The following is a 14638-nucleotide window of genomic DNA, read 5'->3' as shown; positions in this document are numbered from 1 at the left end:
TATACAAGTATAAGGACTGGAATAAGTTGTTATATAAACTCATTTCGATTTTTATCATACAAATCACGGTTCCGAGGTCCAAAGGTGGCCTCTATTCAGTTTCCCCTTCTGTCTTCGCATGTCATGGGGCCTGCTTCTATGCATGGGCGGACGCTCTCTCCCACTAAAAAAGAAAGGTTTTGTATCGTTTTTTAAATGGTCACTTGGCGTTTACAATCCATTAGCGTATGATTAAGTATATATGTCAAAAGGATGTGTAAGAAAATGAGATGGATTCTATCACTTCTTGTAAATAGCGTTGTGTTAATTGTAGTATCAGGTCTTCTGAAGGGAATTGCACCAGACGCATTTTACATAGAAAACATACAAACCGCGATTATCGCGAGCATTATTTTATCGATTTTAAATGTGTTTGTAAAACCGTTATTAATTTTAATTACGTTACCGATTACTGTTTTAACATTTGGCTTCTTCCTAATTGTAATTAATGCAATTACGTTAGAGATGACAGATTCTTTATTAGGTGACGCTTTTAACATATCAGGATTTGGTGTAGCAATTCTGGCGGCAATTTGTATTTCGATTTTAAATATGCTAATTGATAAAGTAATTGTCGAGCCATTAGCTGAAAAGAAATAGAAAAATGACAAAAAGAAAAACATTTCATGACGCTCATGAAATGTTTTTTTCTATTTACTAGAAACCATATTTCTTGTTTTCAGAAAAAAATGGTACAATATCGGTTAGAATGGAATTTTACATCAAATGAGACTGAACCCGCAGCGGAGTGGAGGTTTACATATGCCAAAAGTAAGGACAAAAGATTTAATTGAACAATTTCAATTGGAATTAGTAAGTGGTGAAGAAGGGATTCATCGTCCAATTGATACAAGTGATTTATCGCGACCTGGAATTGAAATGGCAGGATTCTTTACATATTATCCAGCAGATCGTGTGCAGCTTCTTGGAAAAACAGAGCTTACGTTTTTTGATACATTAACAAGCGAACAGAAGCAAGAAAGAATGACAGCTCTTTGTACAGAAGAGACGCCTTGTATTATCGTAACTCGTAGTCAAGATGTACCTGAGGAATTATTGCAAGCGTCACGTGAATCTGGCGTACCTCTTTTGCGTTCTGCACAAACGACAACAAGATTATCAAGTCGCTTAACGAACTATTTAGAAGGTAAGTTAGCGCCAACAACTGCCGTTCACGGTGTATTAGTAGATATTTACGGAGTTGGTGTTTTAATTACAGGTCAAAGTGGTGTCGGGAAAAGTGAAACAGCACTTGAGCTTGTAAAGCGTGGTCATCGCTTAGTGGCGGACGATAGCGTAGAAATTCGTCAAGAAGATGAAGATACGCTAGTAGGAAGTTCTCCAGATTTAATTGAGCATTTATTAGAAATTCGTGGTCTAGGTATTATTAACGTCATGACGCTATTTGGTGCAGGTGCGGTGCGAAACTATAAGCGTATTACACTTGTAATTAATCTTGAGATTTGGGATCAAAAGAAAAATTATGATCGCCTCGGTCTTGATGAAGAGAAAATGAAAATTATAGATACAGAACTTACGAAGATTACACTACCAGTTCGTCCTGGTCGAAACTTGGCTGTTATTATTGAAGTAGCAGCGATGAACTTCAGATTAAAACGAATGGGAGTCAATGCAGCTCAGCAATTTTCAGAGCGTCTAATGAGTGCGATTGAGCTAGGAAATCAAGAGTAATTTGGAAGAGGGAGGTCATACATATGCTGTTAGGTTCTGTACCACAGCTAGATCGTGTAGCGATTCAACTTGGACCATTCCCAGTCTATTGGTATGGGATTATTATTGGGACAGGTGTTTTGCTTGGACTTTGGTTAGCTACGCGCGAGGGTGAACGATTAGGTATTCCAAAAGATACTTTTATTGATCTTGTTTTAATTGCAGTACCAATTGCAATTATTTGCGCACGTGCATACTATGTTATTTTTGAGTGGGAATATTATATGCAAGACCCACGCCAAATTATTAATATCCGTCAAGGTGGCTTGGCGATTCATGGTGGCTTAATTGGAGCGGTTATTACAGGAATTATTTTTGCGAGAAAGCGTGGTCTTTCATTCTGGAAGCTAGCTGATATTGCAGCACCAAGTATTCTTCTTGGGCAAGCAATTGGACGCTGGGGGAACTTTATGAACCAAGAGGCTCACGGCGGTGAAGTAACAAGACAGTTTTTAGAGAGCTTACATTTACCAGAGTTTATAGTGAATCAAATGTATATTGATGGAGTATATTATCATCCAACGTTCTTATATGAATCATTATGGAATTTTGCAGGGGTAATTCTATTATTGTTATTACGCAAAGCGAATTTACGTCGTGGTGAATTATTCTTTACGTACTTAATTTGGTATTCGGTAGGACGCTTCTTTGTGGAAGGCTTACGTACGGATAGCTTAATGTTAGGACCGCTTCGCATTGCGCAAGTGGTGTCCATCGGGCTTGTTGTGATTTCAATCATTTTCATTATTGTGAGACGTAAAATGGGGCAAGCTGATAAAAGATATTCAGAAAACTAGAGAAAAGTAGCATCTTATATGAGATGCTGCTTCTTTCATATTCAGCCAGTGAAAGGACTTTAACATATGAAAATAAATACAGTGTTATTTGATTTAGATGGAACATTAATAAATACAAATGAACTTATTATTTCTTCTTTTTTACACACGTTACATAAGTACTATCCAGATCAGTATAAGCGTGAGGATGTATTGCCATTTATCGGTCCATCTTTGCATGAGACGTTTAGTTCAATGGATGAGGATAAAGTGGATGAGATGATTCAGTGCTATCGTCAGTATAATCATGACCATCATGACGAATTAGTGGAAGAATATGAAACTGTCTATGAAACAGTTCGGGAATTAAAGAAACAAGATTATAAAATTGGAATTGTAACAACGAAAGCAAGACAAACAGTAGAAATGGGTTTAAAGCTTTCGAAGTTAAATGAGTTCTTTGATGTTGTTGTGACAATTGATGATGTACAGCATGTGAAACCACATCCAGAACCTATTCAAAAAGCATTAAAACTATTGGATGCGAAACCAGAAGAAACTTTAATGGTTGGAGATAACCATCATGATATAGTAGGCGGACAAAATGCAGGCACGAAAACAGCAGCGGTTGCATGGACGATTAAAGGTAGAGAATACTTAGAATCGTATAAGCCGGATTATGTATTAGATAAAATGAGTGATTTATTATCTATTTTGTCTGAGTAAGTGGATAAGGGGAGAGAGCAAAGTGCGACGTACAACGCGCTACCCTGTTTCAGGAGCAAATTCATTATGGAATGTATATAAAACAGTGTCTTTTTTTAAGGTAATGAAAAATTTTATTGTTATTCAAATTGCACGATATACACCATTTTTATCTATGAAAAATTGGTTGTATCGCACATTTTTACGAATGAAAGTCGGAGAGCAAACATCATTTGCACTTATGGTAATGCCAGATATTATGTTTCCGGAAAAGATTACAGTTGGAACGAATTCAGTAATTGGCTACAACACAACGATTTTAGCTCATGAATATTTAATTACGGAATATCGTCTTGGAGAAGTAATCATAGGAAATGAAGTGATGATTGGAGCGAATTCAACTGTATTGCCAGGTGTGAAGATTGGTGACGGTGCTATTGTTTCAGCAGGTACGCTCGTTCATCGTGATGTACCAAGTGGAGCTTTTGTAGGTGGAAATCCAATGCGTATCATTTATACGAAGGAAGAAATGGCAGCTAGAGAAGAAGGTCAATGTTAAAAATGTAACATTTTCCTTCTCTTTTTATGAATAAAAAGGAAATAATTGATTATAATATACTGTTTTGTTTTTTACGGAATCGTTTATACTTATAAATAGAAAAGTGTATGAGCGAAGAAAACAAAAAACTGGAGGATATATGGGGAAAAATCAAAGAATATTTAAGGAGAACGGACAAGTTATCTCATTTAATCAATTAGCTGATTTCTTTTATAAAAAAGGGATGAGGTCTTATCAAGGTCATAAATTACAAGATGCGATTAAATATTTTCGTAGAGCGGCACAAAGTGAGAAAGAGCCGTTTATTTTATGTCAATTAGCAACTGTATTATCTGAGGTGGGAGAGTATCAAGAATCGAATCAAATTTTCTTGAAACTTATCCGTTCACAAGCTGATATTGAACAGTGTTATTATTTTGTAGCAAATAATTACGCATATCTTGGTCTGTTTCAGCAAGCAAAGAAGTATGCAGAGCAATATTTAGAGATAGCTACAGAGAAAGAATTTGTGGAAGAGACGTTAGAGTTACTTGAGATTATGGAAGAAGAATCAATGGATGCGGAAGAGCTTGAAGATGAAGATGAACTAATTGTTATGCAGGAAGAGGCGAATCGTTACATTCGTAACGGACAATTAGAAGAAGCGATTGCTACACTTGAAATTGTTACGAAAGATTATCCAGAATTTTGGTCGGGTTATAATAATTTAGCAATTGCTCATTTTCAGTTAGGAAATGTAGATAAAGCATTAAAGTTAACAGAAATGATTTTAGAGAAAAATCCTGGTAATATGCATGCGTTATGTAATACGCTTATTTTTCTATATTCAATTGGAGAGCACAAGCAAGCAGAATCGTTAGCAAATCAACTAGAATCAGTATATCCGATATCATTTGAGCATCGATTAAAGCTAGGAACAACATTCGCAACAATTGGTCACTTTGAATCGGCATATAAATGGTTAAGGTTATTAAAGCGCCAAGGCTATGAAGGAGATGTCAGCTTTTACTATTGGTTCGCATACTCTGCTTATATGATAAAAGATCAACAGACAGCGGAAAAGATGTGGCAATCTGTTGTAGAATTACATCCTGATAAAAAAGGGAAAGAGCCGTGGAATGCTTTAAATCTAGCTGATGAGGGACAGAATGTTTTATTTGAAGAGCTACGGAAATCTTTCCAGCAAAGTGAAACGTTGGAAGAACAAATGTTAGCACTATATTTAATGAATGAATTAACAACACCTGAGAAAATTGGTTTTTTCTTTGATGTGATGCAGGCGAAAAATCGTGTGCCGATTGTTTCGCAATTGGCAAAATACTTCTTCTTAATGAATAGCCATAAGAGTATTCCGAGCGAGTTACAACCGTTTGAACAATGTATTCGGGTTGCGGATGCTTTATATAATTATACAAATAAAGAAGATGAATTAATCGAAGAATGCTTGCATTTTTGGTTTTGTACGTTTATACGTTTATATACATCTGGAACGGTCTTTACGAATGTGTTTGGTTGGTCTGCGGCAATCGAATATATTGTGCGCGGTCAGCAGAAAAATAAAATGACACAGGCCGAACTTGGAGATATATATAATGTATCTGTGGCAACTGTGAGAAAATATGTGCAGGTAGTCAAGCGTACTCATGCATAGGCAAATCATTGGGAAAAAACAGATGCTAACAGTATAATGAGGGTAAATCACGGTAGGAATGAATAGGAGTGAATAGTGTGTCAGAAGAAAAAATTTATGATGTCATTATTATTGGTGCTGGACCAGCTGGGATGACAGCTGCAGTGTATACATCTCGTGCGAATTTAAGCACGCTTATGCTTGAACGTGGTATTCCAGGCGGACAAATGGCAAATACAGAAGATGTAGAAAACTATCCAGGTTATGAATCTATTTTAGGACCTGATTTATCAAATAAAATGTTTGAGCATGCAAAGAAATTTGGTGCTGAATATGCATATGGTGATGTGAAAGAAATCATTGATGGTAAAGAATATAAAACAGTTGTAGCTGGTAAAAAAGAATATAAAACACGCGCTATTATCGTTGCAAGTGGTGCGGAGTATAAAAAAATCGGTGTACCAGGTGAAAAAGAACTTGGCGGCCGCGGTGTATCATACTGTGCAGTATGTGACGGCGCATTCTTTAAAGGGAAAGAGCTTGTTGTTGTTGGTGGAGGAGACTCTGCTGTTGAGGAAGGTGTGTATTTAACACGCTTCGCATCAAAAGTAACAATCGTTCACCGCCGTGACGCTCTTCGTGCACAGAAAATCCTGCAAGACCGTGCTTTCCAAAATGAGAAAGTGGACTTCATTTGGAATCATACTGTAAAAGAAATCAATGAAGAGAAGGGTAAAGTAGGTAGTGTAACACTTGTGAATGTGAACACTGGTAAAGAGCAAGAGTTTAAAACAGACGGTGCTTTCATTTATATCGGCATGTTACCATTATCAAAACCATTTACTGAGCTTGGCATTACAAATGAAAATGGTTATATTGAAACAAATGAACGTATGGAGACGAAAGTTCCTGGTATTTTTGCAGCTGGTGATGTTCGCGAAAAGATGCTTCGTCAAATTGTAACAGCAACTGGCGATGGTAGTATCGCGGCGCAAAGTGCACAGCACTACGTAGAAGAACTGCTAGAGGAATTAAAAACTGTAACAGAATAATAAGGATAAGAGTCTTTTTTGAGAAGCAAGCTACCTTCATAGAAGGTAGCTTGCTTTATTTTTCGTTTGAAATGTAAAATATTTGTTAAATTACTCATGGAAGTACACCAAAAGTTATTGTTATACTAGAATCTACGGAAAAAACGATTATGAGAAATGAGGAGTTTATTCAGTATGGAATGGCGTAATATATACCGTGGTTTTTGTATGGGAGTTAGTGATTTAATTCCTGGTGTAAGCGGCGGAACAATTGCTGTTGTATTAGGAATTTATGAAGGGTTGCTTGCGGCACTTAGTGGATTCTTTAGTCGTGAATGGAAAAAGCATTTAGGCTTTTTGATTCCGCTTGGCGCTGGTGTGGCAGCGGCATTTTTAACATTAAGTCATGTGATTAAGTATTTACTGGAAAATCATTATGAACCAACGCAGTTTTTCTTCCTTGGTTTAATTTTAAGTATTTTACCAATGTTGATGAAGGAAGCAAATGCAAAGGAAACATTTAAAACAGGACATATTGTTATACTAATTGTTTCAGCGGTACTTGTAGCTGTAACAGCATTTTTAAAACCGGATAAAGCAGCAGATCCAATTACTTCTTTAACAATTTTAAATACAATTGGGTTATTCTTATCAGGTTGGATGGCGAGTATGGCTATGCTTCTTCCGGGGATTAGTGGATCATTTATTTTATTAATCATCGGTGTATATCCAACAGCGATTAATGCGTTAACAACATTAAACTTGCCGCTCATTGCAGTCATTGGTGCAGGTGTTATGGTTGGGTTTGTTGTGAGTAGTAAAGGAATTAGCTACTTAATAGCGCATTTTAAAAGTGCAACATTCGCTTCAATTATCGGGCTTGTTATCGGATCGATTGCAGTAGTGTTTCCAGGGATTCCGACCGGTGGTATGTCGATTGTAAGTTCTATTATTACGTTTATTTTGGGATTTGCAATTGTATCGTATTTTAGTAAGAAAAAGTGATTGAGAGATAGCTCTCAATCACTTTTTTTGTTATTTGTGTTTATATTTTCTATGTTTTTTACCAATAATATACAAAAGTGATTATTTTGGTGAAATGTTACTAGAGCTTACTTTTCTGCTTTATCTTGCCTCTCAACATTTGGTAGGAAAGTAAATCGCCTGTAAAAGGACAATTTATGACAGGCTACTTTACTTTATTTGGGGGTGTCAAATTTGAAAGTGTCAATATTTATCACTTGTGTTGCAGATGTTTTTTATCCAGAGGTAGGAAAAGATGTCGTGGAAATTCTTGAAGATTTGGGGTGTGAAGTTGATTTCCCTAAAGACCAAACCTGCTGCGGACAGCCTGCTTATAATAGCGGTTATCATAAAGAAACAAAAACAGCTGCTAAACATATGATTGAGGCTTTTGCTGGTTCAGAATATGTTGTAGCGCCATCAGGCTCTTGTGCGATGATGGTTCACGAGTTTGCTAGCTTATTTTCTGAAAGTGAAACAGAGTGGAAGAAAAAAGCTACTGAACTTGCAAATAAAACATATGAATTCACACAATTTCTTGTTGAAGTATTAGGAAAAGAAGACTTAGGTGCGGAGCTTCATAAAAAAGCAACGGTTCATACATCTTGCCATATGAGCCGATTAATGGGGATTAAGGAACCACCGCAAAAATTATTAAAATGTGTAAAAGGGCTGGAAGTTGTTTCGTTACCACATAATTATGATTGCTGTGGATTTGGAGGCACATTCTCAGTGAAAATGCCAGAAATCTCTGAACAAATGGTAGATGAAAAAGTAAAGCATATTATGGAAACCGGTGCGGAGCTGTTAATCGGGATGGATTGTAGCTGCTTAATGAATATAAAAGGACGTTTAACACGCAATGGTTATCCAATTGATGTAAAACATATTGCTCAAGTATTAAATGAAGATCGAAAGTAAGAGGGGGATATAAAGATGGGAATGAAAATTGGGAACGATCCCTTTCATAAGCGTACTGAAACAGGTATAGGGGATCAATTCATGAGAAAGGCTGTCAGGAAAGCGCAAGATGGTCTTAGAGGTAAGAAATTAAAAGCTACTGAGAGTCTGGGGAATTGGGAGGAATGGCGAGCTTTAGGAGAAGAAATTCGAAAGCATACATTAGAAAACCTTGATTATTATTTATATCAACTGAGTGAAAATATTGAGAAAAACGGTGGTTTTGTTTATTTTGCGAAGACTGCAGAAGACGCAAGGGAATATGTAAAAGGGATTGTAAAAAAGAAAAATGCGAAAAAAATTGTGAAATCAAAATCTATGGTAACGGAAGAGATTAGTTTAAATAAAGCGATTGAAGAAGCTGGAGGAGAAGTGTTAGAAACGGACCTTGCCGAATTTATTCTGCAAGTGAACGACCACGATCCTCCATCACATATTGTTGTTCCGTGTCTTCACAAGGATAAAGAACACATTTGTGAAATATTTAAAACAAAGTTAGATTATACTGGAACATCTGATCCTACAGAAATGGCGAGGTTTGTAAGGAATTATTTGCGTGATGATTTTTTTACAGCGGATGTAGGGGTGACAGGATGTAACTTTGCTGTTGCAGAGTCTGGGTCTATCTCTATCGTGGCAAATGAAGGAAATGCAAGACTTACCACAACGCTTCCGAAAACGTTAATTACAGTTATGGGAATGGAACGTATTGTTCCGACATGGGAAGAACTTGATGTTTTAGTAACTCTTCTATGCCGGAGTTCTGTAGGACAAAAGTTAACAAGTTATATTACGGGATTAACCGAGCCTGGTGGGACGGATGGACCTGAGGAATTTCATTTAGTCATTGTTGATAATGGTCGTTCTAATATTTTAGGAACAGAATTTCAAAGTATCCTTCAGTGCATTCGCTGTGCGGCATGTATTAATGTATGTCCCGTATATCGGCATATCGGAGGACATGCGTATGGCTCCATTTATCCAGGACCGATTGGAGCAGTGTTGACGCCGCTTTTAGGAGGATATGATGAATATAAAGATTTACCTTATGCATCTAGCCTTTGTGGTGCTTGCACAGAAGCGTGTCCAGTGAAAATACCGTTACACGATTTATTAATTAAACATCGCCGCCGCATTGTAGAAGAAGCGAAACAATCACCTGTAGCTTGGAATGTAGCTATGAAAGGTTTTGAAAAAGCGGTGAATAGCTCTAGATTGTTTTCCCTTGCTGCAAAGACCTCTCCGTATGCGTTAAAGCCTCTTACGAAAGGGGATAAGATTGAGCGTGGAATCGGGCCGTTAAAAGCTTGGACAGATGCGAGAGATTTTCCAGTTCCAGAAAAACAGTCGTTTAGAGATTGGTTTAAAAAACGTGTAAAGGAGAACGATAATGGCCATCCAAAATCGTGAGGAATTTTTACTCCAATTATCAGAAAAGCTTGGCAGAAAACGTCCGGAAGCAGTGAAAAAACCGAACTGGTCTTTTTCTCCGCAGTGGACTGTTTTTGACGGATTCACACAAGATGAACTTGTACTAAAGTTAATAGAGCAATGCGAGGTAATTCACACACAAGTTAAGCGAACGACAAAGGACAGGCTTGTTGAAACATTACAATCTTTTTTAACAGAATGGAATATCCAATCTGTTATGTATTCTAATGATGAACGGTTTAAGGAATATGGTCTCGGTCAATTTTTAAGCAATGAAGGTACAATACATTTTCGTAAGTGGGGTTTAGATCATAAAGAAGAGAATATAGAATTTGCGAAAGCTGCTGACCTTGGCATTACATTCAGTGATATCGCTCTTGCTGAATCAGGAACTGTTGTTCTATTTAATGATGGATTAAAAGGAAGGCATGTTAGCCTTCTTCCTGAATCGTATATTGCAATTGTTCCTAAAAGTACGATTGTGCCAAGGTTAACCCAAGCTACAAAAGTCATTCACGATCAAAATAAAGCGGGAGACAAATTACCAGCTTGTTTGAATTTCGTTTCTGGTCCGTCAAATAGTGCAGATATTGAAATGAATCTCGTTGTAGGTGTACATGGGCCAATAAGAACAGCGTATATTATTGTGGATGATCAATAAGGATTTAAGTTTTCTCTCTTAAGGGGGATTACTAAATAATGAGTAAAAGAGAAACTTCTGCTGCTAAAAGTCGCACTTAATATCTGTATAATTGCTTATGAGATATATAAATTACGAGGTTTTTTATCATTTTAACCGAGAAGACCCCTTCCTCTACATGAAGTGATGATGGGGTCTTCTCGTTTTTTTCTTTTTTTAGAAAATCAATCCTTTTTGCAGAACAAAAGGAAGTGTTTTCGCTAGGGTAGAAACAGTAGGATGTCCCACCTTAAGCTCGTGTAGGGGGAGGTGGGGATAGTTCAATTAGGTTGGGAGTTCCTTCATTGTGACAAAGTGTTTTTGATAGTATAATGAAATAAGTATGTGATGAAGAAATTCATCATAAGTAGCTGAGGTGAAGAAGCATGCAAAGAGTCACGAACTGTGTGTTAATTAAAGGTAATGAAGTTCTCCTATTACAAAAACCTCGTCGAAACTGGTGGGTTGCGCCAGGTGGGAAAATGGAACGCGGTGAAACAGTAAGAGAATCCGTTGTTCGCGAATATCGTGAAGAAACAGGTATTTATTTAAAGAACCCAGCGTTAAAGGGGGTCTTCACTTTTGTTATCCAAGAAGGTGATAAAGTTGTTTCTGAATGGATGATGTTCTCCTTTTTAGCGACAGATTTTGCAGGAGAAAACAAATTGGAAAGCGAAGAAGGCATCATTGGCTGGCATACACTTGATAAAATTGATGAATTAGCAATGGCGCCGGGAGACTATCACATTATTGATTATTTAATTAAAGGAAATGGAATAATCTACGGTACGTTTGTATATACACCAGAATTTGAATTACTTTCATATCGATTGGATCCAAGCTAAACCGTCATGGAGGGGATACAATGACAGCGAATAATGATATTAAAATGGTAATTATTACAGGAATGTCCGGTGCAGGAAAAACAGTAGCGCTGCAAAGTTTCGAAGATTTAGGATATTTTTGTGTAGATAACTTACCACCTATGTTATTGCCAAAGTTTGTTGAGCTTATGGCAGACTCGAAAGGGAAAATGAACAAGGTGGCACTTGGTATTGATTTACGTGGCCGCGAATTTTTTGAGCATTTATGGGGAGCGCTTGATGATTTATCAGAACGCACTTGGATTATTCCTCATATTTTATTCTTAGATGCGAAAGATAGCACTCTTGTAACGCGTTACAAAGAAACAAGACGTTCGCATCCGCTTGCGCCGACAGGACTTCCGTTAAAAGGAATTGAAGCGGAACGTGGTTTATTAGCAGACATGAAGGCAAGAGCAAATATTGTACTTGATACGTCTGAGTTAAAACCGAAAGAATTGCGCGAAAAAATTGTTCATCTGTTTTCAACAGAAAATGAGCAAGCATTTCGTGTGAATGTGATGTCATTTGGATTTAAGTACGGTATTCCAATTGACGCAGATTTAGTATTTGATGTTCGTTTTTTACCAAATCCATATTATATTCCACAGATGAAGCCGTTAACAGGACTGGATGAAGAAGTTTCGTCATATGTGCTCAAATTTAATGAGACACATAAGTTTTTAGAAAAGCTGACGGATCTTATTACTTTCATGCTTCCGCATTATAAAAGAGAAGGCAAGAGTCAGCTTGTAATTGCAATTGGATGTACAGGTGGACAACATCGTTCTGTTACGCTTACAGAATACCTTGGAAAACATTTGAAACCAGAATATATCGTTCATGTATCTCATCGTGATGTGGAGAAGAGAAAGGGCAATTAAGGGATGAAAAAAGAGAGAAAACCTAAGATTGTTATCATGGGAGGCGGAACTGGACTGTCTGTTTTATTACGAGGATTGAAAAAGTATCCTGTTGATATTACAGCGATTGTTACAGTAGCCGATGATGGTGGCAGTTCTGGTAGATTGCGTGATGAGTTAGAAATTCCACCACCAGGCGACATTCGTAACGTACTTGTTGCGTTATCAGATGTAGAGCCGCTTGTGGAAGCTTTATTTCAACATCGTTTTACATCCGGAGAAGGTTTAACGGGTCATGCATTAGGTAATTTATTGTTAGCGGGTATGACTTCGATTACAGGCGACTTTTTCCATGCTATTACAGAAACTAGTAAAGTTTTAAATGTAAGAGGTCGTGTTTTACCCGCGGCGAATCAAAGCGTGGTGCTTCATGCAGAACTGGAAGATGGGAAAATTGTAACAGGCGAATCGAAAATTCCGTACTTCGGAAAAAAGATCAATCGTGTATTTTTAACACCAGGTGATGTAGAGCCGCTGTATGAGACGTTAACGGAAATTCAGCGGGCAGACTTACTTGTCTTTGGTCCAGGTAGTTTGTACACAAGTATTTTGCCAAACTTAATTGTGAAAAAAATTGGTGACGCTGTTCTTAATGCAAAGGCAAAAAAAATATATGTATGTAATGTCATGACGCAGGCTGGAGAGACGATGGAATATACAGCATTTGATCATGTGCAGGCTTTACATGATCATCTTGGGGCGCCTTTCATCGATACAGCGATTGTAAATAATCATGATATTCCTGCTGAATTACGTAACTTGTATGCAGAAGAAATGTCTGAACCTGTTGTGATTGACGAAGATCGTTTTGCTGAAAGTAACATTAGTTTAATTCAAGATGAATTAGCAAAGTATGATGATCAAGTTGTAAGGCATGATACATTGAAATTAGCTTCTATCTTATATTCGTTGTTATAAGCATGCGTTATCTCAGGAGAGATAACGCTACTCATTCATATAGGACAAGATTTTTGTTCCAAAATATCGTATAAGGAGGTGGGGCTGTGTCATTTGCATCAGAAACAAAGAAAGAGCTGACAAAGCTTCAGGTGAAGGAGTGTTGTGAGAAAGCAGAACTATCAGCATTGCTTCGAATGAACGGATCACTTTCTTTTTCAAACCGTCGTCTTTCGATTGATATTCAAACAGAAAATGCGGCAATTGCGAGAAGAATTTACACATTGCTGAAAAAAGGATATGACGTGACGGTAGAATTGCTTGTTCGTAAAAAAATGCGACTGAAGAAAAATAATGTATATATCGTTCGGCTTGTTGAGAAATCTCGTGAAATCTTAGCAGATTTGCATATTGTCAGGGAAGACTTTTCGTTTATCCGCAATATCTCACAAGAATTGATTGAAAAGAAATGTTGCAAGCGATCGTATTTACGAGGTGCATTTTTAGCAGGTGGTTCAGTAAATAACCCAGAAACATCATCTTATCATTTAGAGGTCTTTTCGTTATACAAGGAACATAATGATTCTATATGTGAACTGATGAACGGATTTGATTTAAATAGTAAGACGCTGGAAAGGCGTAAAGGGTACATTACGTATTTAAAAGAAGCGGAGAAAATTACGGAGTTTTTAAACATTATTGGTGCACATAATGCATTGTTGAGATTTGAAGATATTCGTATTGTTCGCGATATGCGTAATTCGGTCAATCGTTTAGTGAATTGCGAAACAGCCAATCTAAATAAAACAATTGGTGCCGCTTTACGGCAAATTGAAAATATTCGTTACATTGATGAGACAGTTGGATTGGATGTCTTGCCAGACAAATTGCGAGAGATTGCACAATTGCGCATTAGTTATCAAGATGTAACATTGAAAGAATTAGGTGAGATGGTATCTGGGGGGAAAATCAGTAAATCAGGTATTAATCATCGCTTACGTAAAATCGATGAAATCGCAGAGAAATTACGCGCGGGGGAACCGGTAGCAAAAAAATAACGGTAAAGGGGAAATGGGAGCTATGGTTCAGAAACAAGTTGAGGTTGCATTAAAAAACGGCTTACAAGCACGTCCGGCTGCGTTGTTTGTACAAGAAGCAAATCGTTTTCATGCTGATATTTTTATTGAGAAAGATGGTAAAACAGTCAATGCAAAGAGCATAATGGGGATTATGAGCCTAGCGATTGGATCTGGCAGCAATATAACGATTATAACAGAAGGTTCAGATGCAGAAGCGGCTTTAGAAGCGCTAGCGGCATATGTGCAAAATAAACAGTAAAAAGCTATCGCATGTAGCGATAGCTTTTTCAATTGACTTGATTTATGGCATAT

General features: G+C 37.3%; 16 protein-coding genes. All 16 read left to right on the top strand.

What is annotated here, in order from left to right; all coding sequences use genetic code 11:
* Positions 1–264: 264 nt before the first annotated feature.
* The 16 genes from QRY57_RS25230 (at position 265) to QRY57_RS25155 (ending at position 14585) form a co-directional block, all read left to right on the top strand.
* Positions 265–639 carry a phage holin family protein gene (locus QRY57_RS25230; protein ID WP_026594065.1) on the top strand — a complete coding sequence of 125 codons (375 nt, stop codon included), beginning with the start codon at positions 265–267 and terminating at the stop codon, positions 637–639.
* A 162-nt stretch (positions 640–801) separates the two neighbouring features.
* Positions 802–1731 carry an HPr(Ser) kinase/phosphatase gene (gene hprK / locus QRY57_RS25225; RefSeq protein ID WP_035415741.1) on the top strand — a complete coding sequence of 310 codons (930 nt, stop codon included), beginning with the start codon at positions 802–804 and terminating at the stop codon, positions 1729–1731.
* Between the two features lie 23 nt (positions 1732–1754).
* Positions 1755–2567: a prolipoprotein diacylglyceryl transferase gene (gene lgt / locus QRY57_RS25220; RefSeq protein ID WP_090693748.1), complete on the top strand. Its 813-nt coding sequence runs from the start codon at positions 1755–1757 to the stop codon at positions 2565–2567.
* 66 nt (positions 2568–2633) lie between these two features.
* Positions 2634–3272, top strand: a complete 639-nt coding sequence (gene ppaX / locus QRY57_RS25215) for a pyrophosphatase PpaX (protein ID WP_026594068.1) — start codon at positions 2634–2636, stop codon at positions 3270–3272.
* A gap of 22 nt (positions 3273–3294) precedes the next feature.
* Positions 3295–3810, top strand: coding sequence for an acyltransferase (locus QRY57_RS25210; protein WP_090693744.1), 516 nt, complete (start codon positions 3295–3297; stop codon positions 3808–3810).
* Between the two features lie 139 nt (positions 3811–3949).
* Complete coding sequence (locus QRY57_RS25205) at positions 3950–5461, top strand: tetratricopeptide repeat protein (protein ID WP_286016400.1); 1512 nt, start codon at positions 3950–3952, stop codon at positions 5459–5461.
* 77 nt (positions 5462–5538) lie between these two features.
* Positions 5539–6492: a thioredoxin-disulfide reductase gene (gene trxB, locus QRY57_RS25200; protein WP_286016399.1), complete on the top strand. Its 954-nt coding sequence runs from the start codon at positions 5539–5541 to the stop codon at positions 6490–6492.
* Between the two features lie 174 nt (positions 6493–6666).
* Entirely contained in the window at positions 6667–7476 is an 810-nt protein-coding gene (locus QRY57_RS25195; protein ID WP_026594072.1) for a DUF368 domain-containing protein, read from the top strand.
* Positions 7477–7689: 213 nt separating this feature from the next.
* Positions 7690–8415 carry a (Fe-S)-binding protein gene (locus QRY57_RS25190; protein ID WP_286016398.1) on the top strand — a complete coding sequence of 242 codons (726 nt, stop codon included), beginning with the start codon at positions 7690–7692 and terminating at the stop codon, positions 8413–8415.
* Positions 8416–8430: 15 nt separating this feature from the next.
* Positions 8431–9864 carry a LutB/LldF family L-lactate oxidation iron-sulfur protein gene (locus QRY57_RS25185; protein ID WP_286016397.1) on the top strand — a complete coding sequence of 478 codons (1434 nt, stop codon included), beginning with the start codon at positions 8431–8433 and terminating at the stop codon, positions 9862–9864.
* On the top strand, positions 9845–10546 hold the full coding sequence (locus QRY57_RS25180; protein WP_208016514.1) for a LutC/YkgG family protein: 702 nt from the start codon (positions 9845–9847) through the stop codon (positions 10544–10546). Before QRY57_RS25185 ends, QRY57_RS25180 begins: the two co-directional genes overlap by 20 nt.
* A 404-nt stretch (positions 10547–10950) precedes the next feature.
* Complete coding sequence (locus QRY57_RS25175; RefSeq protein ID WP_026594076.1) at positions 10951–11409, top strand: NUDIX hydrolase; 459 nt, start codon at positions 10951–10953, stop codon at positions 11407–11409.
* A gap of 20 nt (positions 11410–11429) precedes the next feature.
* The gene (rapZ, locus tag QRY57_RS25170; protein ID WP_286016396.1) at positions 11430–12311 is read left to right on the top strand and encodes an RNase adapter RapZ; all 882 of its coding nucleotides are present in this window, start codon (positions 11430–11432) and stop codon (positions 12309–12311) included.
* A gap of 3 nt (positions 12312–12314) precedes the next feature.
* The gene (locus QRY57_RS25165) at positions 12315–13268 is read left to right on the top strand and encodes a gluconeogenesis factor YvcK family protein (RefSeq protein WP_286016395.1); all 954 of its coding nucleotides are present in this window, start codon (positions 12315–12317) and stop codon (positions 13266–13268) included.
* 86 nt (positions 13269–13354) lie between these two features.
* Positions 13355–14305 (top strand): DNA-binding protein WhiA, encoded by a 951-nt coding sequence (gene whiA, locus QRY57_RS25160; protein WP_026594079.1) that lies wholly within the window; start codon positions 13355–13357, stop codon positions 14303–14305.
* 22 nt (positions 14306–14327) lie between these two features.
* A complete protein-coding gene (locus tag QRY57_RS25155; RefSeq protein WP_026594080.1) occupies positions 14328–14585 on the top strand; it encodes an HPr family phosphocarrier protein in 258 nt (85 codons plus the stop codon).
* The last annotated feature ends 53 nt before the right edge of the window (positions 14586–14638 follow it).

This window comes from Bacillus arachidis (assembly GCF_030285945.1).
GTDB classification, from domain to species: domain Bacteria; phylum Bacillota; class Bacilli; order Bacillales; family Bacillaceae_G; genus Bacillus_A; species Bacillus_A arachidis.
Note: the sequence above shows the minus strand (reverse complement) of the source record. Positions and strands in the feature narration are given on the sequence as shown.

Bases quoted from the DNA above. Each gene is read 5' to 3' on its own strand.
- rapZ (WP_286016396.1), top strand. From the start codon at position 11,430: ATGACAGCGAATAATGATATTAAAATGGTAATTATTACAGGAATGTCC.
- QRY57_RS25195 (WP_026594072.1), top strand. From the start codon at position 6,667: ATGGAATGGCGTAATATATACCGTGGTTTTTGTATGGGAGTTAGTGAT.
- ppaX (WP_026594068.1), top strand. From the start codon at position 2,634: ATGAAAATAAATACAGTGTTATTTGATTTAGATGGAACATTAATAAAT.
- QRY57_RS25180 (WP_208016514.1), top strand. From the start codon at position 9,845: ATGGCCATCCAAAATCGTGAGGAATTTTTACTCCAATTATCAGAAAAG.
- QRY57_RS25165 (WP_286016395.1), top strand. From the start codon at position 12,315: ATGAAAAAAGAGAGAAAACCTAAGATTGTTATCATGGGAGGCGGAACT.
- QRY57_RS25230 (WP_026594065.1), top strand. From the start codon at position 265: ATGAGATGGATTCTATCACTTCTTGTAAATAGCGTTGTGTTAATTGTA.
- QRY57_RS25155 (WP_026594080.1), top strand. From the start codon at position 14,328: ATGGTTCAGAAACAAGTTGAGGTTGCATTAAAAAACGGCTTACAAGCA.
- QRY57_RS25175 (WP_026594076.1), top strand. From the start codon at position 10,951: ATGCAAAGAGTCACGAACTGTGTGTTAATTAAAGGTAATGAAGTTCTC.
- QRY57_RS25205 (WP_286016400.1), top strand. From the start codon at position 3,950: ATGGGGAAAAATCAAAGAATATTTAAGGAGAACGGACAAGTTATCTCA.
- QRY57_RS25185 (WP_286016397.1), top strand. From the start codon at position 8,431: ATGGGAATGAAAATTGGGAACGATCCCTTTCATAAGCGTACTGAAACA.
- hprK (WP_035415741.1), top strand. From the start codon at position 802: ATGCCAAAAGTAAGGACAAAAGATTTAATTGAACAATTTCAATTGGAA.
- lgt (WP_090693748.1), top strand. From the start codon at position 1,755: ATGCTGTTAGGTTCTGTACCACAGCTAGATCGTGTAGCGATTCAACTT.